Origin of the sequence: Corynebacterium sp. KPL2830 (assembly GCF_040225635.1) — a bacterium.
In the GTDB taxonomy this organism is placed as follows: domain Bacteria; phylum Actinomycetota; class Actinomycetes; order Mycobacteriales; family Mycobacteriaceae; genus Corynebacterium.
In genome coordinates, this window is sequence record NZ_JBEHFR010000014.1 from 1 (window position 1) to 26814 (window position 26814).

Annotated in this window: 22 protein-coding genes, 1 tRNA gene and 1 pseudogene; 9 read left to right on the forward strand and 15 right to left on the reverse strand. The window is 58.2% G+C overall.

The genetic code is table 11. The annotated features are described in order from the left end of the window. On the forward strand, nt 1-744 hold a 744-nt coding region (locus ABRP87_RS06225), incomplete at its 5' end, for an integrase core domain-containing protein (RefSeq protein WP_349868077.1). Nucleotides 745-839: 95 nt separating this feature from the next. Here ABRP87_RS06225 and ABRP87_RS06230 read toward each other — a convergent pair. Then, nucleotides 840-913, reverse strand: a tRNA-Gly gene (locus ABRP87_RS06230). Between the two features lie 63 nt (nt 914-976). On the opposite strand from ABRP87_RS06230, the gene dcd reads away from it, so the two are divergent. Then, nucleotides 977-1546 carry a dCTP deaminase gene (gene dcd / locus ABRP87_RS06235; protein WP_349868078.1) on the forward strand — a complete coding sequence of 190 codons (570 nt, stop codon included), beginning with the start codon at nt 977-979 and terminating at the stop codon, nt 1544-1546. A 36-nt stretch (nt 1547-1582) separates the two neighbouring features. After that, nucleotides 1583-2905, forward strand: coding sequence for a UDP-glucose dehydrogenase family protein (locus ABRP87_RS06240; RefSeq protein ID WP_349868079.1), 1323 nt, complete (start codon nt 1583-1585; stop codon nt 2903-2905). Here ABRP87_RS06240 and ABRP87_RS06245 read toward each other — a convergent pair. The 9 genes from ABRP87_RS06245 to ABRP87_RS06285 form a co-directional block, all read right to left on the reverse strand. Further along, nucleotides 2902-4029 carry a YibE/F family protein gene (locus ABRP87_RS06245; protein ID WP_349868113.1) on the reverse strand — a complete coding sequence of 376 codons (1128 nt, stop codon included), beginning with the start codon at nt 4027-4029 and terminating at the stop codon, nt 2902-2904. The two genes, ABRP87_RS06240 and ABRP87_RS06245, sit on opposite strands and share 4 nt — an antisense overlap. Before the next feature lie 256 nt (nt 4030-4285). Further along, nucleotides 4286-5515, reverse strand: a complete 1230-nt coding sequence (locus tag ABRP87_RS06250) for a pyridoxal phosphate-dependent aminotransferase (RefSeq protein WP_284644250.1) — start codon at nt 5513-5515, stop codon at nt 4286-4288. A gap of 55 nt (nt 5516-5570) precedes the next feature. Further along, entirely contained in the window at nt 5571-6221 is a 651-nt protein-coding gene (locus ABRP87_RS06255) for a DUF1707 SHOCT-like domain-containing protein (protein WP_349868080.1), read from the reverse strand. A gap of 75 nt (nt 6222-6296) precedes the next feature. Then, nucleotides 6297-7604, reverse strand: coding sequence for a cation:proton antiporter (locus tag ABRP87_RS06260; RefSeq protein ID WP_349868081.1), 1308 nt, complete (start codon nt 7602-7604; stop codon nt 6297-6299). Nucleotides 7605-7638: 34 nt separating this feature from the next. Continuing rightward, nucleotides 7639-10557, reverse strand: coding sequence for a (Fe-S)-binding protein (locus ABRP87_RS06265; RefSeq protein WP_349868082.1), 2919 nt, complete (start codon nt 10555-10557; stop codon nt 7639-7641). Between the two features lie 106 nt (nt 10558-10663). Then, nucleotides 10664-11563 (reverse strand): oxygenase MpaB family protein, encoded by a 900-nt coding sequence (locus tag ABRP87_RS06270; RefSeq protein ID WP_284770401.1) that lies wholly within the window; start codon nt 11561-11563, stop codon nt 10664-10666. Further along, a complete protein-coding gene (locus ABRP87_RS06275) occupies nt 11563-12369 on the reverse strand; it encodes an NAD(P)-binding protein (RefSeq protein ID WP_349868083.1) in 807 nt (268 codons plus the stop codon). Before ABRP87_RS06275 ends, ABRP87_RS06270 begins: the two co-directional genes overlap by 1 nt. Nucleotides 12370-12536: 167 nt before the next feature. Beyond that, the gene (locus ABRP87_RS06280) at nt 12537-14123 is read right to left on the reverse strand and encodes a succinic semialdehyde dehydrogenase (RefSeq protein ID WP_349868084.1); all 1587 of its coding nucleotides are present in this window, start codon (nt 14121-14123) and stop codon (nt 12537-12539) included. A 78-nt stretch (nt 14124-14201) separates the two neighbouring features. Continuing rightward, entirely contained in the window at nt 14202-15278 is a 1077-nt protein-coding gene (locus ABRP87_RS06285) for an oxygenase MpaB family protein (protein ID WP_239269260.1), read from the reverse strand. Nucleotides 15279-15688: 410 nt separating this feature from the next. Here ABRP87_RS06285 and ABRP87_RS06290 point away from each other — a divergent pair, with 410 nt between their 5' ends. The 3 genes from ABRP87_RS06290 to ABRP87_RS06300 all read left to right on the forward strand — a co-directional run bounded on the left by ABRP87_RS06290 (nt 15689) and on the right by ABRP87_RS06300 (nt 17650). After that, nucleotides 15689-16267 carry a DUF6230 family protein gene (locus ABRP87_RS06290; protein WP_349868085.1) on the forward strand — a complete coding sequence of 193 codons (579 nt, stop codon included), beginning with the start codon at nt 15689-15691 and terminating at the stop codon, nt 16265-16267. Continuing rightward, a complete protein-coding gene (locus ABRP87_RS06295; protein ID WP_349853651.1) occupies nt 16257-17024 on the forward strand; it encodes a DUF6114 domain-containing protein in 768 nt (255 codons plus the stop codon). The genes ABRP87_RS06290 and ABRP87_RS06295 overlap by 11 nt, the downstream gene beginning before the upstream one ends. 98 nt (nt 17025-17122) lie before the next feature. After that, nucleotides 17123-17650: a hypothetical protein gene (locus ABRP87_RS06300; RefSeq protein WP_349868086.1), complete on the forward strand. Its 528-nt coding sequence runs from the start codon at nt 17123-17125 to the stop codon at nt 17648-17650. Nucleotides 17651-17668: 18 nt separating this feature from the next. Here the strand turns inward: ABRP87_RS06300 and ABRP87_RS06305 are convergent, their stop codons facing one another. The 3 genes and pseudogenes from ABRP87_RS06305 to ABRP87_RS06315 form a co-directional block, all read right to left on the reverse strand. After that, complete coding sequence (locus ABRP87_RS06305; protein ID WP_349868087.1) at nt 17669-19633, reverse strand: ABC transporter ATP-binding protein; 1965 nt, start codon at nt 19631-19633, stop codon at nt 17669-17671. Further along, a pseudogene (locus ABRP87_RS06310) lies at nt 19633-21374 on the reverse strand (ABC transporter ATP-binding protein). The gene ABRP87_RS06305 and the pseudogene ABRP87_RS06310 overlap by 1 nt, the downstream one beginning before the upstream one ends. A 122-nt stretch (nt 21375-21496) precedes the next feature. Then, nucleotides 21497-21913: a methylenetetrahydrofolate--tRNA-(uracil-5-)-methyltransferase gene (locus ABRP87_RS06315; RefSeq protein WP_349868088.1), complete on the reverse strand. Its 417-nt coding sequence runs from the start codon at nt 21911-21913 to the stop codon at nt 21497-21499. A gap of 172 nt (nt 21914-22085) precedes the next feature. Here ABRP87_RS06315 and ABRP87_RS06320 point away from each other — a divergent pair, with 172 nt between their 5' ends. From ABRP87_RS06320 to ABRP87_RS06330, 3 genes are read left to right on the forward strand one after another with little or no spacing between them, the layout of a single operon-like run. Next, a complete protein-coding gene (locus tag ABRP87_RS06320; protein WP_349868089.1) occupies nt 22086-22871 on the forward strand; it encodes a phosphoadenylyl-sulfate reductase in 786 nt (261 codons plus the stop codon). Further along, the gene (cysD, locus tag ABRP87_RS06325) at nt 22871-23770 is read left to right on the forward strand and encodes a sulfate adenylyltransferase subunit CysD (protein ID WP_349863419.1); all 900 of its coding nucleotides are present in this window, start codon (nt 22871-22873) and stop codon (nt 23768-23770) included. Before ABRP87_RS06320 ends, cysD begins: the two co-directional genes overlap by 1 nt. After that, nucleotides 23770-25053, forward strand: a complete 1284-nt coding sequence (locus ABRP87_RS06330) for a sulfate adenylyltransferase subunit 1 (protein ID WP_349868090.1) — start codon at nt 23770-23772, stop codon at nt 25051-25053. The genes cysD and ABRP87_RS06330 overlap by 1 nt, the downstream gene beginning before the upstream one ends. Before the next feature lie 141 nt (nt 25054-25194). Here the strand turns inward: ABRP87_RS06330 and ABRP87_RS06335 are convergent, their stop codons facing one another. Together ABRP87_RS06335 and ABRP87_RS06340 are read right to left on the reverse strand one after the other, a co-directional pair. Then, complete coding sequence (locus ABRP87_RS06335; RefSeq protein ID WP_349868091.1) at nt 25195-25869, reverse strand: hypothetical protein; 675 nt, start codon at nt 25867-25869, stop codon at nt 25195-25197. 160 nt (nt 25870-26029) lie between these two features. Next, nucleotides 26030-26692, reverse strand: coding sequence for a hypothetical protein (locus tag ABRP87_RS06340; protein ID WP_349853642.1), 663 nt, complete (start codon nt 26690-26692; stop codon nt 26030-26032). Nucleotides 26693-26814 lie beyond the last annotated feature (122 nt).

Below are 26814 nucleotides of genomic sequence, written 5' to 3' on the forward strand. Positions count from 1 at the left end.
CATCCTGGTCAAATTTTCTTGGCATGTTCCAGATTTTCCCATCTACTCAAACGGAACAAAACCTGGGACACTTCACAGCACGCGTTTACAGGCACTGCAGTCGCAGAAACGCTCCAACACCTCATCGACACCTACGGGCCACCCGCATCCACACTCACCGACAACGGACTGGTCTTTACGGCACGACTCACAGGTCGAAAAGGAGGCCGCAACGCATTCGAGAAAACCCTCAACCACCACCGCATCCAACAGAAAAATGGTCGTCCAGGCCATCCCCAAACTCAAGGAAAAATCGAGCGCTTCCACCAAACACTCAAAAAATGGATCAACGCCCGACCACCCGCTAAAGCCGTCGCTGAACTGCAGACACTCCTCAATGAATTCCGCGACTACTACAACACCACACGCCCCCACAAAGCCCTAGGCCGACGCACCCCACACCAGGCCTACACCACCGGCACCAAAGCCAACCCAGCCCACAACCCGACACAAGAATGGCGCACAAGAAACGACGTCGTCTGGGACAACGGCAAAACCACCGTGCGCTACGCCGGCAAACTCTTCCACCTAGGCATCGGCCGCAAATGGAAAAGACAGAAAATCCTCATGGTCATCGCCGACAACCACGTCATCACATCACTAGCCGAAACCGGCGAAGTCATCACCGAACACTACATCGACACCAGCCGCAACTACCAAAAGCCCTACTGGAAAAAAGGCGACCCACCCCTAGACCCCAAATAACAAGAAAACCGGCACCCCAGAACAAAAACAACTGAGATGCCGGTTCGTCAACGATGTCGCGACTGACCTGACAAGCATGTCGCGACTCATGACAATGGAGCCGACGACGGGAATCGAACCCGCGCCAGCAGCTTGGGAAGCTGCAGTTCTACCATTAAACTACGTCGGCGCTGCGCCAAATGCGCTTTCCCTACTATACACCTTGGGTAGGTGATTGAGTAGAATCGGGTCCGTGCTTCTTTCAGATCGTGATATTCGTTCCGCCATTGATTCCGGAGAGCTGGGCATCGACCCCTTTGATAGTGAGCTTATCCAGCCTTCTTCCGTTGACGTGCGCTTAGATAAGTACTTCCGGGTATTCAATAACTCCCGCTATACGCACATTGACCCCAAAGAGGAGATGCCGGAGCTTACCACTTTGGTGGAAGTAGAAGAGGATCAATCCTTCATTCTCCACCCCGGTGAGTTTGTCCTTGGTGCCACGCTGGAGAAATTCACCCTTCCGGCTGACCTGGCCGGGCGTTTGGAGGGCAAGTCCTCGTTAGGACGGCTAGGGCTATTGACCCACTCCACCGCAGGCTTTATCGATCCTGGCTTTTCCGGGCACATCACCTTGGAGCTCTCCAATACCGCGAACCTGCCCATTGCGCTGTGGCCGGGGATGAAAGTGGGCCAGCTGGCCATCTTTAAGATAACCTCGCCGGCGGAAAGCCCCTATGGCACGGGTGCCTTGGGATCGAAGTACCAAGGTCAGCGCGGCCCAACGCCATCAAAGTCTTACCTGAACTTCCGCAGGGATTAATCTGGTATTTACATAAAATCTCTAGGATGAGGTTTTATGCGGATGACTGTTATTGGCACCGGTTACCTGGGTGCCACCCACGCCGCCTGCATGGCGGAATTGGGGCATGAAGTTTTAGGCGTCGATGTAGACGAGGATAAAATCTCCGTCTTGCAATCGGGCAAGGTTCCCTTTTTTGAGCCGGGGCTACCGGAGGTGCTCGAGCGCAATATTGATGCTGGGCGCCTAGGGTTTAGTACGGATTATGACGAGGCCGCGCAATTCGCCAACGTGCACTTTCTCGGCGTGGGAACCCCGCAGCGCCGCGGTTCTTATGCGGCGGATATGACCTACGTTAAGGCCGTTATCACGGACTTGGTGCCCAAGCTGCGTGGGGAGCACGTTATCTTTGGTAAATCCACCGTTCCGGTAGGAACGTCGGCGGAACTACAAGAACTGGCGGATAGCTTGGCGCCCGAGGGAACCCGCGTGGAGATCGCGTGGAATCCGGAATTCTTGCGCGAGGGTTATGCGGTGCACGACACCATCACCCCGGATCGCATCGTAATTGGCACCCGCGAATCAGAATCGCGCGCGGAAGAGCTTGCCCGCGAGATCTACGCGCAGCCGTTAGCGCAGGATACGCCCTTCATCGTGACCGACCTGCAGACTGCCGAGCTGGTAAAAGTTTCCGCCAACGCTTTTTTGGCCACCAAGATTTCCTTTATCAATGCGGTCTCTGAGATTTGTGAGATCGCGGGCGCGGATGTGGTGGCGCTGGCGGATGCCATTGGCATAGACAAGCGTATTGGCCGCAAGTTCCTCGGCGCGGGCCTAGGCTTTGGCGGTGGTTGTCTGCCTAAGGATATTCGCGCCTTTATGGCGCGCGCCGGTGAGCTCGGCGCCGATCAGGCCCTGACCTTCCTGCGCGAGGTGGATGCGATTAATATGCGCCGGCGCGACCGCATGGTGGATCTGTCTAAAGAAGCCTTCAATGGATCGCTCTTGGGTCACCGCGTTACCGTGCTGGGCTGTGCTTTTAAGCCGAGCTCGGATGATGTGCGCGATTCGCCGGCACTATCGGTTGCTGGGTCCTTGTCCTTGGCGGGTGCTGCGGTCACCGTCTATGACCCCGAGGGTATGGACAACGCCAAGAAGGTTTTCCCCACTTTGGACTATGCCGCCGATACGGAATCCGCCTTGCAGGAGGCGGAATTGGTCATCCTGGCTACCGAGTGGCAACAATTTAAGGAGCTGGACCCGAACGAGGCTGGCGAGCTCGTGGATAATAAACAGATTATCGATGGTCGCAATGTGCTCGACGTTGCGGCTTGGTCTAACGCCGGCTGGAAGATACAGGCGTTGGGCCGCACGCTCTAGCGGCGGCGTGACGGGACCGTATACGCGGCAATCAATGTCGTAATCGGCACCGCGAGGGTCAGCGCCATGGCGCCGACGCCGGAGCGCAGGAGTTCGGTGGCGACGAGATCGCTGCTAAGTATTTGCCCCGCGGGGCGTTCGGCGGCGGTGATGAGCAGGAGCAGGGGCAATGCGGCGCCGGTATAGGTCAAAATGAGGGTATAGACCATCGAGGCAATGTGGTCGCGGCCGACCCTCATGGCGGATAAGAAAAGCTCTAGCGGTGTGGCAGCGGGGTCGGATTCATGCAGCTCGGTGATGGTGGAGGCTTGGGCGATGGCGACATCGGCAAGGCTGCCCAACGCACCCACGACGAAACCACACAGCAGCACGCCCAGGATGGAGACATTGGGCATATATAGCAGCAGTTTCAGGTTATCTTCGGAGCTAAAGCCTTGCAGCTGCGAGCTATCGATGGCTGCCCAAGCCAAAAACGCAGCGATGGCCAGCGCGGTCAGTGAACCGCCGACCGCAGAGGCGGATTTCCAATTCACGCCGTGGACAAGCGGCACGGCAAGGAGAATGATGGCGGTACAGGCGGCGAGGGCCACCCACAGGGGATTGGTGCCCGCAATGAGCGCTGGGATGAGGAAGCTAAAGACGATACCAAGGCTCAACCCCAAGCCGATGATCGCGCGCACCCCATGCCACGCCGCGAAAGCAATGATGACGATCGCGATGACCACTCCCCAGAGCAGGAGGCTATTGCTGCGCTGATAATCGGCAAAGGCATACGACACGGACCCGGCGGGATCCGTGGCCTTGGAGAGCACGATATTATCGCCCGGCTGCAATTCTGGGTCGCCCGCGTTGCCGAAGGTGACCAATTGGGTCATCTTTCCTTCGTCCTCACCGGAGGTGATCCTCACCAGCGCGCGGTTACAGTCCACCTCTTCCTTTTCCGGAATCAGCGGCGGGGTATCGAAGGCCAAGCCGGTCTGCTCCGATTGGCACGCCGAATGGTCGGTTTTCTCCACGGTTCCCTCGACCTGCGGGTGGTTCAGCGCATAGGTGGACTCGAACTCCTCCGAGGTATGGTCCGAGGCGGCACTAGAGGGCCAGAGTAGAACAAGGCCTACTAGCATGGCGATAAGGGCCGCGCCGATGGCGGTTACTAGGCCAACGCGCCACGGGTGGCCGGATACTTCCTGCACCAGCTGAATTGGATTTAAGCGTTCAAACGTTGACCGGCGTTGCGCATGCCCGCTGGGCTCCGATCGACGCCGCGCTTGCCGATGCCGCGAAGCTGAGCCCGACGCGGAATTAGAAACCGAGGAATGTCGTCCCATACGGTATATTGTCAACGATTATCACTGCAATTACCAATCGCCTGCTGGGGCGCTATTGGCGGTAGCTCACCAAGAAATTGCCCAAGCGCTCGATGGCGTTTTCCAGCTGGGAAGCCCAGGGCAGCGTGACCACTCGGAAGTGATCCGGGTGCGGCCAGTTGAAGCCGGTGCCTTGGACCATGAGGATCTTTTCGGCCTTGAGGATGTCCAACATGAGCTTGGAATCATCGTGAATCTCATAGACATTGGGGTCCAAGCGCGGGAAGAGGTACAGCGCGCCCTTGGGCTTTACTGCGGATACACCGGGAATCTCATTGATCTTGTCGTAGGCGATATCGCGCTGGCGCAGCAATCGTCCCCCGGCTCCGGTGAGCTCGTAGATGGATTGGCGCCCGCCCAGCGCCACCTGGATGGCGTGTTGTGCGGGAACATTCGGGCACAGGCGGGTACCGGCCAGCAATTCGAGGCCCTCGATAAGCCCGTGTGCATGATGCTTCGGGCCCGTAATGACCATCCAGCCCGCGCGGTAACCACAGACGCGGTAGGCCTTGGATAGGCCATTAAAGGTAAAGGTCAAGAGATCGGGGGCCAGCGAGGCGATGGAGATATGCTTCGCATCGTCATAAAGGATGCGGTCATAAATCTCATCGGCCAAAATCAGCAGGTTGTGCTCCCTGGCGATGTCCACGATTTGCTGCAGGACCTCGCGCGAATACACCGCTCCGGTTGGGTTATTCGGGTTGATGACCACGATGGCCTTGGTCTTTTCGGTGACCTTGGACCGAATATCCTCGATGGATGGGTTCCACTCGTCTTCCTCATCGCACAGGTAGTGCACCGGAGTACCACCGGCCAGCGAGGTTGCTGCGGTCCACAGCGGGTAATCGGGGGCTGGGATGAGGATCTCATCGCCGTTATTGAGCAGGGCCTGGGTGGTCATGGTGATAAGTTCCGATACACCATTGCCCAAGAAGACATCGTTAATATCAAAATGCGGGAAGTCCTCGAGCTCATAGCGCGTGACGATGGACCGCCGAGCCGAGGTAATGCCTTTAGAGGTGGAATAGCCCTGGGAGGTGGGCAATGCGCCGATCATGTCGCGCATGATGACATCGGGTGCATCGAAACCAAAGACGGCGGGGTTGCCGGTATTGAGCTTGAGGATGGTGTGGCCATCCAGCTCCATTCTCTCCGCTTCCGCTGAGACCTCACCGCGAATATCGTAAGCGATTCCCTTTAATTTTTCGGACTGGTCAAAGATGCGGGGTTTGGGAGAAGTCATGGCCATATTGTGCCATCTTTCACAGCGTTAAGAAATATTGCAGCGCACCTCAGCGCTATTTATTATTCCACTTGTTGATTTGCTTCTTTGCCATTTCCATAGCCTGACCAGTAAGTTCACCGGCCTGTTGGCGGCGCTCGGCCCACATTTTCTTTTCTAATTCTTTTTGGTGCGCCCGCTCGTGTGCCGTCAGTGCACGGATCTCGCGCTGCTGTTGGCGCTCAATTTGCCGCACCGACGGGGCGTGCCACGATTGCGGGCCCACCTTGGCCACGTACAAGAGGATCCACACGATAGGGATGAGCGCTGCGGCTACGGCACCGCCCGCCAGCAACCACGGGCTATTCATGGTGGCGCTGAGCATGACCAGGGTAGGAGATGCCGCGAGCAGAACCACCGAGCTGGTCAGCGCGGTAGCGATGCGGGGCTTTTTCGCGGCATTAAAGGCGCGGTCCACATCGCCTTGGGAATAGATCTTTACCTCTTGCGATCCGGTGGCAGGGATATCGCTGAAAATTGGCGCCAGGTCCTTGTGAGTGACGGCCTGCATGACGCTATCGGAGCGCTCCTCAAACTCGTCCATGGACAAGCGGCCTTCGCCCACTGCGCGGGCTAGATCGGTCAGGGCATCGTTGCGCTCTGAATCGGATAAACGCAGTGTCCGGTCGTAAGGGGAGGATCCGTAGCTATTAGGCACAGCCACCATAATAGACAAGCTGATTCAAAAAGAATATGCCCTGCCACGGTGGCAGGGCATGGCTTCTAGCGTGGAGTACACAGGCTAGAGTTCTTGCGACTCTTCTTCCTTATCGTCCTCGTCAGAATCCGGTTTCTTCTGTGGATCGGATTCATCAACCTTCTTGGAGTCCTTCCTTCCCACCAAGTTGGCCAGGAACGGGAAGATGGCAACGGTCAATGCGCCACCGGCGACGAAGATCGAGGCGGTTTCTTGTTTCATCAGTTCGGAGTTAACCGCCAGCGAGGTTACGGCGACGATGATCGGCAGGCCGGTCGCCGTGTACAAACTGACCTGGAGGCGCTCGCGCACCGTTTCAATTTCGGAACCGGTATGGCCCACATTTTCGCGCAGGAATACCGGCAGGCCGCGGGTGACAAGAATAAGCGCCGGGATGCCCAGTACCTTCCCCGGGTTATTAGCGATGGTATCCCAGTTAATCGTCATGCCAGAGACCACGAAGAAGACCGGGATGAGCATGGAGTGAAAGACCACATCGAGGCGGTGTTCTAGCCGGCGATGGAATTCATCCGGAATGATGCGGTTCAAGATAATGCCGGCGGCAAAGGCACCCAGCACGATGTCTAGCTCAAAGACCGCCGTGACGGCCATGAGCGTGGCAAGGATCAGAATGATGAGGCGCAAAATGGTCTGGTTGGTGGAACCCGCACCGGAGATAAACGCCGCTTTAACCCACGGAATCGTCGTGGCAATGGCCGCCGGCATGATGGCGACGGCCACGGAGATGCCGATGAACGCAAGCATAATTAGCAGCGTGGTCCACGTGGAGCGCGTGCTCAGCAGCAGCGCCATCGCGGTAATGGGGGCGACCTCACCAATAGCGCCGTGAATCATGACCGATTTGCCCACTTTGGTCTCGAGCACACGGTCCTGCTTCAACATGGGTTGCAGTGTTCCCAGTGCCGTGGACGTCAGCGCCAGCGCCACCACGATGGCACCTGGGACGTTATCGACCAAGAAGTACGCACCGACGCCGCAAGCCACGAGGCAGATAAGCCAGGTGGACAGCGCGGTTCCCGCCTCTTTGGTCTTGAGCGTAGAAATCTCGATCTCAAAACCGGCGAGCAAGAACAGCGCACCAACGCCCAGCTCTTTCAGCATGCTGATGCCGGCATCCTCATGGGCGACATCCAAAAGCGATGGGCCGATGACCATGCCAAAGATGATCAAAAGGGCAACGGCCGGCAGCCGGTTGCCCAACATGAACGACACTATGGGCGCCAACAGCGCCGCTAACATGATCCAGGCAAAGGAAACGAGGCTAGTGGTGTTTTCCGTCGCACCCGCTGCCAGAACAACAGTATCCGCAGCCCATCCCACATCTAAATGCATGGATCACAGCGTACGCACTCATCCCTGCACATGCCTACTCGGTATTCGTGTCTTTCGGCGGCGTGGGTGGCTTCGGCGGTTCCGGTGGCTTGGGGGCCTTGGGAGCCTCCGCGCTTGCCGATGGCGCCGGTGGTGCAGGCGGAGTGGATGGCGCGGACGATGCCGGCGGAGCCGGCGGGGCTGGCGGCGCAGCTGCCTCGGGTTTCTTGTCAGCCTGCGGTGGCTTTGGCGCTGCCGGAGCCTGTGGTGCCTTGGCAGCTTGCGGATCCTTTGGCGGTTGTGGAGCTGCAGGTGGTTCCGGCGCAGCCGATGCTTGCGATGCAGCGCGTGGCTGCGGGGCACTAGGCGGTTGGGGTGCCGCGGGTGCTTTCGCATCTGGAGCAGCCGGCGGAGTCGGGGCACCTGGAGCTGCCGGAGCCTTCGGAGCCGCCGGGGCACTTGGTGTCGAAGAAGAACCCGGAGCCGCTGGGGCCTTAGGAGCCTTTGGCGGCGTGGGAGCACCCGGTGGGGTTGGTGCGCTGGGCACGGAGGGGGCACTCGGTGCAGAAGGTGGAGTAGGTGCCGCCGGGGCATTAGTGGATTTCGGGGCACTCGGTGCGCTGGGTGCGTTGGGTGCCGAAGGATCCTTGGGGTCCGCCGGTGCCGAAGGAGCCGGTGCGGATGGAGCCGCAGCATTGGGAGCCGCCGGAGCCGTCGGAGCAGAGGGTGTGGCTGGGGCAGAGGGCGCGCTTGGAGCTGCCGATGCCGAAGGAGCAGAAGGCGCGGAGGCTGTAGCAGGTGGAGTGGCAGCTGTGGGGGTATTGCTGGAGGAGGGGGCATCGGCAGGCGTGGGTGCCTTGGGGGATTCAGCGGTGGTGGTAGCTGAGGCCGCACGGTGGCGCACTGGGGTGGCCAAGAAGGTCTTGGGACGAGGCTCTGGAAGGGTGCCCTTGTCATCCAGGGAAATGGAATTGCGCAGCATGGTGGCCACGTCGTTGACCTGGGTGGTGGGGGTGGACTCGGCGGCCAAAGACTTCACACCGCCGGTCATCATGACATTGCAGAACGGGCAGCCAGTGGCGATTTCCTCGGCGCCGGTCTCTAGTGCCTGCTCCGTGCGGAACTCATTGATGCGAGAACCCAGCTTTTCTTCCATGAACATGCGGGCGCCGCCGGCGCCGCAGCAGAAGGCCTCATCGCGGGACTTGTCCATCTCTCGCAACTCGACGCCCGTGGCCTCGAGAAGCTCGCGTGGTGGATCGAAGACCTTATTGTGCCGGCCTAAGAAGCACGGGTCGTGATAAGTGATGGGCTTGCGGTTTTCTGGGGTGCGCGGAACCGGCTGCAGCAGCTTCTCGCGTACTAGGCGGTTGAGTAGCTGCGTGTGGTGGAAGACATCGAAATGCCCGTCGAAGTCCGGGTACTCATTGCGGATGGTATTAAAGCAGTGCGGGCAGGTCGTGATGATTTTCCGCTGGCCTTCCGGCACGCCCTCGAAAGCGTTATTGAGGGTTTCCACGTTTTGTTGCGCCATCATTTGGAATAAGAACTCATTGCCGGCGCGGCGGGCGGGGTCGCCGGTGCAGGTCTCACCCGTAGAAAGCACGCCGAACTTTACGCCGGCGGTGTGCAGTAGATCCACGACGGCGCGGGTGGTGCGGCGGCCATTGTCATCATAGGCACCGGCGCAGCCGACCCAGAGGAGGTATTCCATATCGGAGAAATCCGCGGCGTCCTCGCCAATGATGGGTACCTCGATGCCATCGGCACGCGCCTCATCAATCCAAGCACGCCGCTCGGAATTATTGCGGCCCCAGGGGTTGCCCTTGGTTTCCATGTTCTTAAATAGGCCGGTGAGCTCTGAGGGGAAATCGGATTCCGCCAAGACCTTGAAGCGGCGCAGGTCTGCAATATGGTCGATGTGCTCGATATCAGTGGGGCACTGATCCACGCAGGCCCCGCAGTTGGTGCAGGACCACAGGACGTCATCGTCGATGACACCAGCCATCGAGAGCACATCGAGGCCCTCGTGCGGGTTGTAATTATCTAGCGCACCTTGACGCAAGTCCATCATGACCTTTTTGGGGCTGAGCGGCTTATCGGTATTCCAAGCCGGGCACAGCTCTTGGCAGCGGCCGCATTCAGTGCACGCGGTTGAATCCAGCAGCATCTTCCAGCTGCCAGGGGTGATGTCTTCTTCCAAGTCCGGGGTGGGCAGGGATTTAAGCGCCTTATCCCCAGAGGTATTGCGCTGGAAAAAGATATTGAAAAACGCCATGAAGCGGTGCCACATGACACCCCACTGGAAATTGCGGGCAATAAAGAAGATGAAGAGAAGCCCGGATAGCAGCTTGACCAAGGCGAAGAAGCTGACCAGTGCCGGGGACTCAGGCAGTGCCTTAGCTAAGTGAACGGTCAAGAAATCCGCGACTGCGGAACCGCCACCAAAGGCCGCGATCTTGGAAGCTTTGACCAAGAGCATGCTGAGGCCCTCGATGAATACAATGGCCTCTACCCACCGGGCCGCCGCCGTTTGGGAGTTGAAAAAGCGGCTGCCGCGCTCGGTATCGCCTAGTTTCAGGCGCACTCCGATGAGGAAGCAGATGCCCAGCACCGTGCCGATGCCAAGCATTTCTTCTACAAAGTGATACACCGGCCAGGTGCTTAAGCCAGGCCACCCTTTATCCGGGGCGAAGGTTTGGATATAGGCCTCAAACCACACCAGGATGCCGAATAAAAAGCCCACCATGACCGCCCAGTGAGCGGCATTGACCAATGGCTTTCCCTTGAAGTGGGTGTGGCCGAAGACCTCTACCAGCACGCGCCCGAGGCGTTTTAGAGGGCTATTGGTGCGCTCTAGTTGGGTTGGTCCGCCCGAGCGGATGAACTTAATGAGCGCGCCTATGCGGGCGAAAAAGTATAGCCACACCGGAATCGATGTGGCTATAGCAATCCAACCGGATACGGTTGTCATTCGTGCTCCTTCACTACTAATGCTCCACGTTGTTATCTACCTTAAGGCCTCAAGGTGCAATCGTGGGAGTCAGTATTCAGTAACTATGAGTGAAGGGGTAAAGGCCTTAGTAGTGGAAGCCGCCTTCAGCTTCCGCCTTCTCAAAGGCGCGGGTAGCGATAGGAACCATGCGTGCCTTACGCGGGAGGACGGAGAAGACGCCACGGACGGCGCGGGAGAAGATCTTGAGCTTGCGCTCATCCTTCTTGGTCCACTCCCAGCCAAGCTTGTTGCGCAGCTTGTCCGGAATCATGCCGATTGCAACCCACAACAGCAGGCGGGATGCGTAAGGTGCAATGGGCTTCCACAGCCAGTTGGGCACCTTGGGATCTGGGGTGTCGAGGGTAAGGCCGTTGATGATGCGGGACCGCTCGATGGTCTCGCTGATATCGAGGGTATCGATCATGTTGTCCACGTACTCTTCAAACTCAGCGTACGTCTTTGGCGCATCGTCGGGCTCTGCAACCTCGTAGAAGGTGTACCAGGTACGGGTCTCCTGGAAGAGCTGCTCGCGCTCCTCTGGGGTCAAAGGATCCATGAAGTTGCCGGCCAACTGGTACGGCATAGCAGCGAAGGTGGCGTGTGCCCAGTAGTAAACATCCGGGTTCAGCGGGTGGTAGCGGCTTCCATCTGGGTGGGTGCCCTTGATGTCCTTGTGGAAGTCACGAATCATGACGCCAACTTCTGGGCCTTCATAGATCGTGCGGATGATCGGGAAGGCGGAGCGAACCAAGCGTGCAACCTCGTTATCAAAAACGTTGGAGTGCTGCACCAAGGACCGGCTGACGTCACGCTGGGCAATCTGCAAAAGACCAGCAGACAGTGCGACGAATGCGGAGCGCCAGTCACCAAAGCGCTGCCACAGGATGGAATCCGGGCCCAGCTCAGGCAGGTTATCGGTGTTATTATCTGCAGTCTGGGTGTGCTTGTCGTTTACAGTGCTTTCAGGATTGCTCAGAGTAGTCATTATGCCTCCTTAAGGGCAGTAGCGGACTTTTGTTGTTTCTGGCGTTCGGACGAGGCGGACTCAGGGGCGTAGTTGGATGCTCGCTTGAAATCATGGGCCGGTGCATCGAACCCTGCGAGCACTTCGCGGATTCCGCGTACGGTACCGGGCTGAACCAACCACTTATCGTGCTTGACGGTTAGTTCGCCTGGTCCACGAATCTCGAGCTGGCGGACGTAACGGCGGCAGTGATCGGCGCGGGCTTCGATGACAGCCAGTGGGCGACGCTTGAGGTAAGAGTCACGCGGGGTGGGGCCGTCAACAAAGAGGGTATTAGGCAGCCCGAATACCTCTACGCCGTGGTGGAGGTACATGTCATCGACGCTGGCCTTTGACCGTCCTGGAACGGAAATCCACGGGGACTCCTCGCCGGTGGCGCGAATCAACACATCGAAAGCTTGGGTTTCCTGACCAGAATCACCGAGGTAGGAGATTTCCCATTTGCCCTCTGCTCGGTCGAACTCGGCACCAGTAACGGCGGTGGAACCGCGGAACTCGGCGCCACTGGCAGCAACAGCCTCTTCAAGGTGGCGTACTACAGAAGCTGGCGAGCCATCAGTTTTAGTGAGACGGAGGTACGGGGTACGGAAGTGGTGCTTCCGGGAAACCTCAGTGGCCTCAGCGGAATTGAAGTGACCACCGATGTGTGGTTCTTGTTCAAAAAGAACGGTGTCGAATCCAGAGAATGCGCATTCAGAAGCCGCGGCGCATCCGGCTACTCCGGCACCAACCACTGCGACAGTCGGTCGGCGGTATGGCTTGAACATACTGTTCCTTTCGAGTTTCACAGGGCGCTTACTGGCCGCTGTGTGTTTGTGCAATTTATGTATTCAGCAGAACACATTTCTGAGTATGTTGTGATCGTACACACATGCCTGCTAAATGTGAAGTGAGTTACTGAATTTAAGCGGTGACTGCTTATGCTGCGCAGTGCTTAGGGGAGGAAACGCAAGGCCTTTCCTAAGCGCAATGCAGAGCTCAGCAAAGTGCCGTAGTACTTATTGGGAAGCCAGCTTGGCCCACGCATCGGCATGATCCTTTGCGAGGAGATATTCTTCGCTTCCGTATATTTGGTCAGACCCTCGTGGCCATGGCGGCGACCAACACCGGACTCCTTGACACCACCCAGCGGGGTAGAAATCGAGGCCCACGTAGAGGCGTAACCGTCATTGATGGTCACGCTGCCTGCTTCAATTTTCTCAGCGATGCCCTGCGCGGTCTCGGGTTGTCCGAATACAGAGGAGTTCAGGCCGTAGGGCAATTTATTTGCCTGCTCGATGGCCTCTTCGACATCGCGCACGCGTTGCACATAGACCACGGGGCCAAAGACCTCTTGCTCTGCAAGCTCGGTGCCTTCTCCCAAATCAGTGAGAACCGTGGGTTCAAAGTGGTAGGGGCCAATATCCGGGCGGGGCTTGCCGCCGGTAATAACGGTGGCGCCCTTATCCACCGCATCGTCGACAAAGTGCTGCACCACATCTAGTTGGTTTTGGCCGATGAGTGAACCCATCGTGTAGTCCCAGTTCAAACCGGAACCAAGCTTGATGGACTCGGTTGCCCGGCGGAATGCGATGATAAATTCATCGAATATGGCATCGGGAACGTAGATGCGCTCAATCGACACGCACAGCTGGCCCGAATTGGAAAAGCAGGCGGTAGCGATGGTGTCAATATGCTTGTCGATGTCCGCATCCGGCGCGATGATCATCGGGTTCTTGCCACCCAGTTCTGCGGAGTATCCAACGAGGCGCTCGCCTACGGTGGTACCCAAAATCTTGCCGGTCTTGGTAGAACCGGTAAACATCAGGTAATCGCAGCGTTCTGAGATGGCGGAGCCGACGACTCGACCGGAGCCGGTAACGATCTGCAGCAGATCCTTCGGCAGTCCTGCTTCCCTCAAGAGGTAGAGGGAAATCAGGTTAGAAAATGGAGTGGATCCATCGGGCTTGGCCACTACGCCATTGCCAGCAAGTAGCGCCGCAACGGCATCGGAAATGCCCAATGCTAATGGATAGTTCCATGGGCTGATTTGCCCCACAACGCCCTTAGGAACCCGCTGCAGGTGAGTTGTGGTGATGAGTGGAAATGCGCCCGGCTGCTTCTGAGTGGCCAGTAGCTTTGGCGCATTATTTGAGTAATAACGCGCGTTATTTAGCACATCGAGTACCTCATCAAAGGCGGCCGTGCGGTCCTTGCCGGTTTCCAATTGGATGAAATCCGCCAGCAGCTCGCGGTGTTTAGCCACGAGGTGGTGGAAGCGCTTCATTACCTTTACGCGCTGCTTAACGTCGGTATCGGCCCAGGCCTTTTGGGCCTGACGCGAACGGCGGAAAGCCTCATCTACGTCTTCTTCGGAACCTACTCCAACCCATCCTAATTCTTCTTCGAATAGGGGGGAATGGACCGCTTGGTGTTCGCCTTTGTCCAGCGAACCAGTGGAGTAGTTAGTGGTGAGATGTTGTAGCTCAGTCAGTAAATGCTGTGGCAAGGGCCGTTCTTGTAGACGGCGTGGTAAAGACATGTAATGCACGCTCCAGAAAGATCAATGAAAAGGTTCGTGAGCTAAAAAGCTCACGAACAATTGGGAAGCCGGTGTGTTTTAGAACGGGCAGCCGGCAGCACGGCGTGCGGCTACTGCATCATCGGAATCCGGCTTGTCGGTAGATTCCGCGGTGGCAGCAGAGTCCTTAGCCTGGGCGGCGTTGTAGCCTTGGATCTTCTTCGGCTCCTTGTACTTGCCCTCAATCATGCCGTTCTTGATCATCAAGGAACGACCAGGCTCCATGTAGCGCTTGTCCTCTGGGAGGTGGTCCATGATGAAGCGAACGGACTTGGCGATGCGGTCGAAGCGCTTTTGGTCGCGCTTGGTCCACTTCAGATCCAAGATGTCGCGGTACTTTTGCGGCAGGGTAGCCACAGTCAACCAGATGGCGCTGCGCATAATGGGCTTCCAGATAACCTTCCATACGGCCTCTGGAACGCCTTCCGGAGCCTTGACCGGCTCTACGCGTGCGGTGCGCAGTGCGAAGTCAACGGTCTGGTTGCGCTCGAGCACGGTGTCTGCCATGTCATCCATGTACTTGATCAAGTCATCGTAGTTATCAATGACCGGACGCTCAGACATGCCGTACTTGTCCCACCAAGTCACGCCCTCGCGAACGATCTGGTCGCGCTCTTCCTTGGTGAATGGAGTACCGAAGAGGTCTTGGGCGTAGATAACGCGGTAGACGAAGGTAGCGTGTGCCCAGTAGTAGGTCTCTGGGTTCAGGGAGTGGTAACGCTCGCCATTTTGCAGCGTGCCCTTAATGGTGACGTGGTAGTCGCGGATACGCTCACCGATGTCCCCATCATCGTAGATGGACTGAATAATCTGCGGCGTAGAGCGCTGCAGACGGGCGAAAGGTTCGTCAAAGAACTTCGAGTGGTCCAAAAGGGACTGACCAATCGCTGGGTGCATATTCTGCAAAATGCCGGTGTAACCGCGCAGTAGCTGCAGGCGGTTGTCCGAGCCCCACTTCCACAACAGGGAATCCGGGCCCAAAGGAGCGCGCCGCAGTTCGCGCTTTTCTTCCTTCTTGTCCTGAGCGTTTACTTCTTCTGCACCGGACTGAGAGGAATCAATGTGGGTATTTTCTTCGTTTGCCTGTGCATTTTCGGGTTTCAGTGAGTTGGACAATTCGACCCTCCTTAGTCGATAAAATCTGATGGTTGTGTAGCGTAACACACACCGGTGGGCACCTATTACATGGCGCACAAATGTGGGGGTGCAACGATGTGCGCTGCAGGTTTAGTGGGGGATTTGAAGTTGACAACGGCAGGGGGTGCGATAATCTTCATTAAACATATGACTTGGGCTACACCGTTGCGGGCGTATTTAATTGCACCCCTATTTGTGTGACGTGTCTCAGGTAGTGTTAACGTGTGTTCAAGCTCATTTAATCAGTGGATTGCGTAGGTCTAATACTCATCATCGGCTTGTGTACCTCTGGCCGCGGTAAAGAGTGGGCTGAAAATTCACCGTAGACGGGGGATGCCGCTAAAACAGGCTGCTACCCCGCCTTTTCAATTCCACAGAAAGGTTCCTTCATGGGCAGGATTAGTATTCCAAAGTTTGCAACCGCACTGGCTGCCGGGCTTGCGGCTTTTGGCGTAACAGGTTTTGCGGTAGCCCAAGGTGGCTTGACCGCTAATATCGCACTTTCAGGAACCTTCTTTAAGGTGAACATGAGCCACCTAGAGGGCGAAGGATTGTCGATCTTCGTTGATAGGGACAGGATGGGAGAGGAAACCATCCCGGCCGCGCGCTTGAAGTTTGAGCACGCCGTGGCTTCCAACTTGTGCCTGTCCGCCAATCTTCCTGATGTCCCAGGGATTGGCGAGACCACCTTCGCCCTCCGTGCGAATGGTGATGACAGTGTGGAGGTAGAAAACCTCTTGGTTGGTGCTACCGACATTAAGGGTCAGCTCGATCTGACGAACGCCAACGTGGGTGTTGACGCCAGCCAGGTCAATGACAAGGCAGATCCAGGTTCGTGGGGATTGTACGCGCAGAAGGTGACCCTGAGCGCGGATGATATTCGTACGACCTCGGTGGGAGCAGAAAGGCTCGCTGCCTCTGGTGTGAATGTGACGGTGAAGAGGGGAAGCAACAACAATGGCTGCTAAGTCTTCTGATGATGAGACTTTGCGCATGCCTGCGGTGACCGAAACCGATACCGATAACGGCGAAGCTGCACGCAGCGCACAAGATTCCTCCCAGGAGTCGGCCGGAAATACCGCTGGCGAGGCCGCCATTGGCGCCGATCATGCTAGTGCTTCGGAGACGAAGGCCGAGGACACCGCTGATGCTGGTGCTGAAGCCACGGCCACAGCGGAAAGCGATGGAGAGAACACATCGCAGTCGGTAGCGGATGCGGTCAAAGGTGCTAATGAACCGCAGGATTCCGCAGCGAATAACAAGAATGACAAAGCCGTAACCAGAGTGGCCCCTAAAGAGAGCTGGTGGAAGCGGTTTAAACACTGGCGCAAGCGTCGTCCGTTCGCGGGTGGCTTGTTGCTTATCTTGTCCGGCATCGCCATCGCTGCGCCGGCCTATATTACTGTGCGCATTTCTGATCTGCTGGTCATGATTTCCACGGTGTCGGGCGTTTCGACGCTTCTTATTGGTGCGGCACTTATCATGTTCGGCCTAGGATCTTGGTTTAGGCAGGAGACGTCGTCTTACCTGGGTGTTTTAGCCATCTTGGTAGCGATCGTCGCGCTTCCCACCACCAACCTGGGTGGCTTCGTTATAGGCAGCCTTTTGGGCATTATCGGTGGTGCGCTCGCATTTGCTTGGCAGCCACAGGATCGCCAGAAGTCTCCTAAGAAGCGCAAGAAGAAGAAAAAGTCCCAGGCCAAAGAACTGGCGGTTTCAGCATGAAGCTATTCAGGCTGAGCTCACTACCGCGTCGTCGCTCCGCTCGTGTGGTAAAAGGTAGTGCGCTCGCAGTGCTCTGCGCTTTTACAGCGGTGTGTGCGGTGAACCAACCTGAGGAAACCCGTGCGCAGGAAGGCTTGGCCTTAGCGCAATCTGAACTCAGCACGGTGACTGCTGATAATGTCACCCTGACTGGAAACGTAAGCGCCTCGCTCATCACTGTGCCTACCGCACAGGGTGAACAACGAGCACTGAAGCTCGTAGGTGATAAGTTGGCGGCGCGAAACCTCTCGTTGACCCTGCCCGCAGCTATGGGACAAGGCAAGCTAACCACTGGTGACGTGGAAACCACCGTCACGGACGGGCCGGTCACCGTCCTGACCACTGGACTGCAGACAACGCCTGCAGTGGTGGATCACCCCACCATTCCGGTAAACGTCGATCTATCCAACGGCGATCTCAACGCGGTGCTTGATCAATTGGGCGTTCCTGACCCGCACGTGGTGCCCGATGCTCCTATCCCAAACGTTTTGATGGAGCACATTTCGCTGCAAGATGTCACCATGGAGCTGGTCAACCTGCAGGGCGCTAATTTGCATGCCCCGCAGGTCCAGCTCAACGTGCAGTAACCACGCAGCGGCTCCCCCTTAAGCCTCGTTGAACTGCGATTGGTGCAGGCGCCAATAAGCGCCCTGGGCGCGCAGCAGTTCTTCGTGCGAGCCTTGCTCGACGATGCCCCCGTTTTCCATCACCAAGATCAGATCAGCATCCCGGATGGTGGATAGGCGGTGGGCGATGACGAAGGAGGTGCGCTCTGCGCGCAGGGCATTCATGGCCTCTTGGACAAGCACCTCGGTGCGGGTATCCACGGACGAGGTCGCCTCATCCAAGATGAGCAGCGCAGGCTGGGCCAAAAAGGCGCGAGCAATGGTAATCAACTGGCGCTCACCGGCGGAGATGGCGCCGCCATCTTGGTCGATGACGGTGTCATAGCCCTCCGGTAGGGAGTGAACGAAGCGATCCACGTAGGTGGCCTTGGCAGCGGCAATAACCTCATCGTCCGTGGCATCGAGCCGGCCGTAGCGGATATTGTCCATGATGGTGCCCTCAAAGAGGACGGCATCTTGTAGCACCATGCCCACCTGGGAGCGCAGGGCGGTGCGGGGCATGTGGGCGGTATCGTGGCCATCGATAAGAATGCGCCCAGAATCGATGTCATAAAAGCGCATGAGCAGGTTGACCATGGTGGTCTTGCCCGCGCCGGTGGGCCCCACGATCGCCGCGGTTTGCCCCGGTTCCACGCGCAGGTTGAGCCCGGTAATAAGTTCCTTCTCCGGAGAATAGGAAAAGTCAACGTCCTGGAACTCCACGCGGCCGCGGGCGCGGCCGGCCAGCTCATCGCTGGCGCAATCCAACGATTGCTCTTCCGCATCGAGGAATTCGAAGACGCGCTCAGCAGAGGCCACGCCGGATTGCACCTGCTGCATCATGCCGCCCAATTGGCCCAGCGGCTGGTTAAATTCGCGGGAGTATTGGATAAAGGCGGTGGCCTGGCCCAGGGTCATCTGCCCGTTGGCCACGCGCAGGCCGCCCAAGACGGCGATGGCCACATAAGACAAGTAGGACACGAATTGCATGATGGGCATCATGATGCCGGAGAGGAATTGCGCCAGTGCAGAGGAGCGGAAGAGCTCGTCATTGCGCTCATCAAATTGGCGCGTCATATCCTCCGTGCGGCCAAAGACGATGCCCAGATCGTGGCCGGAGAAGGACTCTTCCACTTGGCCATTAAGCTGGCCGGTAGCGCGCCACTGCGTTTTGAACTGGCGTTGCGAGCGCCCGCCGATGACCCCGATGATCAGCGCGGTCAGCGGCAGCGCCAAGAGTGCCACCAGGGCGAGCTGCCAAGAGATGCTAAACATCATCACGGTGATGCCCAGGATCATCAAGATATTATAAAACAGCTGGGAAAGCGCCTGCTGGAGGGCCTGTTGCACATTGTCGATGTCATTGGTGGTGCGCGAGAGGATATCGCCGCGCTGGCGGGAATCGAAGTAATTTAACGGCAGGGCATGCACCTTGGCTTCCACGCGCTGGCGCAGCTCGTAGACCGTGTCGATGGTCAGGCGGTTTAAGATGAGCCCCTGCCAGAGCTGGAAGCCGGCAGAGACGATGTACATCGCTATCACCGCGATGATAAGCGTGCCCAAGCGGGTAAAGTCGATGCCTTCTCCGGGAGTGAAGTCCATGCCGGAGGCCATATCGGCCACCTGGTCTTGGCCCTGGGCGCGCATGCCGTCGATGGCTTGCTGCGCAGAGATGTCTGCCGGCAGCTCGCGGGAGATGACTCCGGAGAAGATGACGTCCATGGCATCGCCCAAGACCTTGGGAGCGAAGACCGCGAGGAAGACGCAGACTACGTTCATCGCCGCCACTACCGCTAGCAGCCGCTTATAGGGCATGAGCAGTAGTAGCAAGCGTTTAGCAGAGGGCCAGAAGTTCTTGGCCTGGCGGGGCGCGGAACCGGACCATTCATCGGCGGCGACCTTGGCCTCAAGCTCCTGGAGCTCGGCGTCCTCAGCGGAGGAGTTGTGTGTGGTGTCCTTGGCCATTACTGCTCTCCTCCAGCTACTCCAGCGGTTTCTTGGGATTCAACGATTTCCTGGTACACGCCCGAGGATTTCAGTAACTGCGCGTGGGTGCCGCGGGCGACGATGCGCCCGGCATCGATGACCAAAATCTGATCAGCATCTTGGATGGAGGCCACGCGCTGGGCCACGATGATGGTGGTGACGGCCTCGCCGCGCTGGGCAAAAGACTGGTGCATGGCAGCGCGCACATTGGCATCCGTGACCACATCCAGCGCGGAAAAGGAATCATCAAAGAGATAAATGCGCGGCTGGGCCACGAGCATGCGGGCGATGGACAGGCGCTGGCGCTGCCCGCCCGATACATTGGTACCGCCCTGTGCGATGGGCATGTCCAGGTCATCGACGAAGTCTGCCTGCGCTACGCGCAGCGCCTCCCATAGTTCATCGTCTGTGGCCTCGGGGCGGCCCAACCGCAGGTTGGAGGCCACCGTGCCGCTAAAGAGGTAAGCCTTTTGCGGCACGAGCGAGACGCGGCTGACGATGTCCGGGCGGGAGAGGGAGGTTGTCGGGGTGGCATCGATCAGCACCTCGCCCTCGCTCGGGACATACAGGCGCGGGATGAGGGAAAGCAGCGTGGTCTTGCCCGCGCCGGTAGAACCAATGATCGCGGTGGTGGTGCCGGGAGTGGCGGTAAAGGAAATATCCTCTAGCACTGGGGCATCCGCGCCGGCATAGGAGAAGCTGACATTGCGAAACTCCACGGTGCCGGACATGGTTTCAGGGGTGACGGTATCTTGCGGCGGGGTAATGGACGGCTCGTGGCTCAAGACCCCGGTGATGCGGCGGGCACACACGAGGGCGCGCGGGAGCATCATCGCCATAAACGTGCCCATCATGACCGCGGCGAGGATTTGCAGTAGGTATTGGAGGAAGGCGGTGAGCCCGCCGACATCGACAAGCCCGGCATCCACGCGGTGGCCGCCAAACCACAGCACGGCGCCCGTCGCCACGTTCAAGATGACGGTGATAAGCGGGAACATGAGGACAAAAAGCTGGCCGATTTTCAGCGAAAGCTGGGTAATATCCTTGTTGGCCTTGGTAAAGCGCTCAGTTTCATAAGCCTCGCGCACAAAGGCGCGCACGACGCGGATGCCGGTGATTTGCTCGCGCAAGGTGCCGTTAATAGTGTCCAATTTGTCCTGCATAGAACGAAAAGCGGCATAAGCCGCACGATGAGGACGGAGATGGTGCCGAGCAGCACCGCGACAGAAACCCACACCAACCAGGACAGTCCGGCGTCCTCGCGGATGGCCATAATGATGCCGCCTATGGACATAATGGGTGCTGTGACCATGAAGTTCAGCATCATCATGTAGACCATCTGCACTTGCTGCACGTCATTGGTGCCGCGGGTAATAAGCGTGGGCGTGCCGAACTCGCTCATATCTTCTGCAGAGAAGGTAGTGACCTTGCGGAAGACCTCGCTGCGCAGATCCCGGCCTACGGCCATGGCGGTGCGGCTGCCGCACCACACTGCGCCGATGGCGGTAATCACCTGAACAAAGGCCACGATGAGCATGATTCCGCCGGTGCGCCAGATATAGTCGATATCGCCTTGAGACACGCCTTCATCAATGATCTTGGCGTTCAAGGAGGGCAGATACAGGGTCGCCGCGGTGGACAGCGCCTGCAGGACAAGTACCGCTATGACGTAGAGCGTATAAGGCGCCGAGCGGGTGAAGAGGATTCGGACTAGATCCATAAACCTGCGCTTCTTTCGGGACTAATAGGGGGGTAACCGCGCAAGTATATCTGGTTGGCGCACGCGGGGCGAACGATATTTTTTGGCACCTGCCCGTTTGGTACCCGCCCGCAAGGCCGAATCTAGACCAAGACGTGTGCCAGCTGTGCCTGAGCGATGACGCTGGTCCAGTCCTCAAAATCCGTGATTGGCGTGCACAGTCCCTCCCACGTGGTGACGGGAATACCACGGGCCTTTAACTCCATGACGATGAGCTCGCGGTCACCGTGGGCGGCCAACTGGTGGACCTCGTTATGGGTGATATCGCCGTCTACTCCCACGCGCACGTTTCCCAGCAGGCGCAGCCGCGGAGTAGTACCCGGTGTGCACTCGTGCGGCACGGCCTCCTCGAGCACCCCGGCAAGCCCCGCGAACCGACGAAGTAGACCGAACGGTGCAGTTTTTTCTGAGATGAGGTCTACGCACATGCCGGCGCTCAGGAGCCTTTCCGCAGTGGATAAGGCGGCAGGACCTTCTCCAATGATGGCAACACGCTGCATAAAAGTTCCTCCTTGGGCGAATCCAGTCCGCCCGCGATAGACTACGTTGTCTATAAATCTAGTCAGCTTGGTCCAGAAATAAAACATTTTATTCTTTCCTTCGGCCAAGCTCAGCGCCGTTTCCGGAAAAACGTGCTGCGTGAGCTACCGGGGTTGCCTAGTGTGTGAGCTCATGAACCCAACGACGAACTTGCTGGATGGCGGAAAGCCCTTCCGCGATCCCCACATCTCGCCCGAAGGCACGCGCGATACCGCGCCGCTTTCCACTGACGTGGCCGCGCGCAATGAACAGCTAGTGGAAAAGTGGGCGGATAAGCTCGCCTACGAATCCGCAGAAAACATCACCGAGTGGGCCGCCGAGCACGCCCCTGGCCGGCTTGCGGTCACCATGTCCATGGAAAATACCGTGCTGGCAGAGCTCTCCCACCGCGCCGGGCTCGCAGCGGATCTGCTCTTCATCGATACCGGCTGGCACTTCCCTGAGACCCTTCAGGTGGCCGAAGAGGTGGAAAAGCGCTACCCGGATCTCCCCCTTGTCCGCGTGCTGCCGCTGCTGAGCCCCGAAGAACAAGACGAGGTGTACGGCCCGCGCCTCTACGCGCGCGATACTTCCGCCTATAACCGCATGCGCAAGGTCGAGCCACTGAATATGGCAATGGATCCTTATGTCGGATGGGTCACGGGCCTGCGCCGGGCCGATTCTGAACACCGCGCCCACGCCCCAGCGCTCAGCCTGGACCGCACTGGGCGGTTAAAGATTTCGCCGATGATCACTTGGAACTTGGACGATACCGATCAGTACATCGCAGATAATGACCTCATCATCCACCCGCTGACCCTGCAGGGATACCGGTCCATCGGCGACGCGCCGTTGACCTTCCCGGTCGGCGATGGTGAAGACGCCCGCTCCGGGCGAGTATTTGGAGATGGCAAGACAGAATGCGGGTTACACGAATAATGAGCACACTTTCCCCACACCTACAAGACCTAGAAAATGAATCCATCCACATCCTGCGCGAGGTGGCCGGGCAATTCGATAAGGTAGGCATCCTCTTTTCCGGCGGCAAGGACTCCGTCGTCGTCTTCGAACTGGCCCGCCGCGCCTTCGCCCCGGCCACGGTGCCATTTGAATTGCTCCACGTGGATACCGGCCATAACTTCCCCGAGGTCATCAAATTCCGCGATGACTTGGTCGCAGAATCCGGTGCCCGCCTCCACGTCGCCCACGTTCAAGACTGGATCGATAGCGGCGAACTGCAGGAACGGCCCGATGGAACGCGCAACCCGCTGCAGTCGGTGCCGCTGGTAGAGACCATCGCCAAGCGCGAGTACGACGCCGTGCTGGGTGGGGCCCGCCGCGATGAGGAGCGCGCCCGCGCCAAGGAACGCATCTTTTCCATCCGCGATTCCTTCGGTGGCTGGGACCCGCGCCGCCAGCGCCCCGAGCTGTGGGACCTGTACAACGGCGGCAAGATGGCCGGCGAAAACGTGCGCGTCTTTCCCATTTCTAACTGGACCGAATCCGATATTTGGGAATACATCGGCGCGCGCGGGCTCGAGCTGCCGCCCATTTATTACTCGCACCAGCGCGAGGTCTTCAACCGCGGCGGCATGTGGCTTTCGCCAGGTGAATGGGGCGGGCCGAAAGGCGATGAGCAGCTAGAGACCCGCACCGTGCGCTACCGCACCGTCGGCGATATGTCCTGCACCGGTGCCGTCGACTCCACCGCATCCAGCCCCGATGAGGTGCTCGCGGAAATCTCCATTTCCACCCTGTCTGAGCGCGGCGCCACCCGCGCCGATGACAAACTTTCCGAATCCGCCATGGAAGACCGCAAGAAGGAAGGCTACTTCTGATGACGACTACCCTCGAGCCGAATGTCGGCGCCCTCAAACAGCGCGATACCCTGCGCTTATGCACCGCTGGCTCCGTTGATGACGGCAAATCCACCTTCGTCGGCCGCTTGCTCTATGACACCAAGTCCGTGCTCGCGGACCAGGTCGAGTCCATGGAGCGCTCTTCCTCCGATCGCGGTTTCGATGGCATGGACCTGTCCCTGCTTGTCGATGGCCTGCGTGCCGAGCGCGAGCAAGGCATCACCATCGACGTGGCCTACCGCTACTTCGCCACCGATAAGCGCACCTTCATCCTCGCCGATACCCCAGGCCACGTGCAGTACACCCGCAATACGGTCACCGGTATGTCCACCTCGCAGGTAGTGGTGCTGCTTATCGATGCCCGCCACGGCGTTGTCGAACAAACCCGCCGCCACCTCAACGTGGCCGCGCTTTTGGGCGTGCGCCACGTTGTCCTCGCGGTCAACAAGATCGACCTCGTGGACTATGACGAGCAGGTCTTCCGCGATATCGAGGCCGAATTCCATAAGATTGCGCAGCGCCTGGACATTACTGATACCACCGTCGTGCCCATTTCCGCGCTCAAGGGCGATAACGTGGTCGAGCGCTCTACCACCATGGACTGGTACACCGGCCCCACGGTCCTCGAGGTCCTTGAGACCATTCCCGTCGCTACTGGCCGCGCCGATGAGCTGGACTTTCGCTTTCCCATCCAGTACGTCATCCGCGAGCACGCCACCGATTACCGCGGCTACGCTGGCCGCGTGAAAGCCGGGTCCATCGCCGTGGGCGACGAGGTGCACCTCCCCGAAGGCCGCACCAGCACCGTCACCCAGATCGATACCGCCGATGGTCCTGCCTCCTTGGCCGCCGCCGGTGATTCTGTGACGCTGCTGCTTGCCGATGACGTCGATCTCACCCGCGGCGATCTCCTCGCCGGCGCTCAGCGTCCCCCGGCCACCCGGGAATTCGATGCCACGGTGGTAGGACTTACCGAAAAAGACCTGAAACCTGGCCAGATGGTAAAGCTGCGCTACGGATCCTCCTTGGTCAAGGCCCGCATCGCTGCCCTTGCCCGCACCTTGGATCTCGATGGCGTATCTGACGTGGATGATCTCGAGGCCGTTGTCATGAACGATATCGCCCGCATCACCATCCAGACCCAGGCCGAACTGCCCGTGGAGGATTACGCCGCCCGCGGCGCCGTGGGAAACTTCCTGCTCATTGACCAATCCTCCGGCAATACCCTGGCCGCCGGCTTCGTTGGCCACCGCCTGCGCTAAGACTCATGTACCAAGCGCACAGATGTCTACAGCAACCGCGATTCGCTCGATGCTAGGGCGAATCCGAGGAGAACGCGGTAGCTGTAGACATATGTGGTGCGCGCTTCATCAGGACCATCGCCGAAAAGGCAGAAGCCCTTCTTAACAGGGATCGCTGAAGTCTGCGTTGTTATTTAGGGATCGGGCGTTGCCGCCGGACGTCGCCTTGAGTTCGCAGACTTTGTCCACGCTGTGGCCGGCATCGAAGTAGATCGCATAGGCCGTGCCTCCGTCGACTTGGCCGCGGAGAGAACTACAGGCATTGCCGGAAAGAATCTTGGAACCCGGGTATTTGTTTTGCACGCGTTGCGTCTCTGCTGACGGATCTTCGCCCACAGGAATGATGGCAGACTCGACGATCATGATGTAGCGGCCATCGCATTGATCATTTCCGGTGGATTGATCGGAGCGGATCTGGGTCTCCGTTGTCGTCTTTGTCGCAGGTCCAGGTTTCTCTGCGGCCGCGTCCTCATCCTCCTTACCGGTCTGCGCAGCCTCAGGGGAAGGACCTTCGGCGTATTCGGTTTCCTCTTGAGACGTGGTGACGGGGACAAAGGCGTCGACGTCAGTGGAATCAGCAGAGTCGCTGTTATTCGTGAGCGCCCACGTGACACCGGCGGTGATTGCGATGATGGCAATGATTGCGAGGACGATCATCGCCAAGCGTGCGGCCTTGCCATTTTTTCCACCATCACCTGTGGAATCTCCGGTGGGGGAAGAGGAATTCCACGATTGGTGCTGAGAGGGATCCGGCTGACCCAAAGAATTATTAGTCAACGAGGGAGCTCCTTTGCATGCTTCGGTTGGAGGATTGAGTAGAAAACTTGATGAGAATTAATGAAGTCGCGCCATACTATATCCATCCATTGCCTTAGGACCATTTAAAAAGTCGGGTTTTAGTACGGTAGGTACGCCCTAGTAACTAGGTAGATTCTTACTAGCACGGCTCAATTTCCTCAATAAGATCTTCTGGCACATTTTCTTCCTCCAGGTAGCCCCGGGTATAGCAGGCAATTTCCGCTGGATGGATCATGCCATCCGGCCGCATCCTATTCCAGCCGTTGCCACTCCACTGAAAGAGCGAGAAATGCGAGGTGCCGGATTCGGCCACATAAAGCCAGCTGTCATCGCAATGTAACTGGATGGGCCGATGGAGTTGGCCAATCGCTTCCCCGTAGTAACTGCCACATTTTTCTTCCGTGGATATGCTCTTTTCTTTCGATTCTTCCTTCGTGGAAGCCCCATCCTTCTGCTTGTTAGGCGCAGCCTCTTCTTGCTTTTGAGGCGCAGGGTCGTCCGCAGTGTCGGTGGATTCATCTTCCTCGGAACCGGGTGCATTCTTAGGGGAGGATTCTTGTAAATCAGAAAATGCGGGCTCCGCGGCTTCATTGGTGGAGCTTGCCGGTCTATTAAAGGAAAAGGTCACTCCCGCCACCAAGGCAATAACAGCGATGATGGCGATGGTGATCATCACGCCCCTCTTGCCTTTACCTTTTTCGGTGCCTTCCTGGGCTGCGGCGCGCGGCCCAGCGTCCGGCGACGGACTTGCATCTGCGGCGGGGGATGATTCTGGTTCTTGCGAAGAATTGTTCTTGCTCACGAGAAAGATTCCTTAAAACTAAAGGGCAGTTTAAGCTGGAGAAAAGAGTGGGGATACGGGAAAGGGCTTTCCCTAAACCATAGCTGGGACATTCGGGGCTTGTCGTAGGAATTCTTTAATTC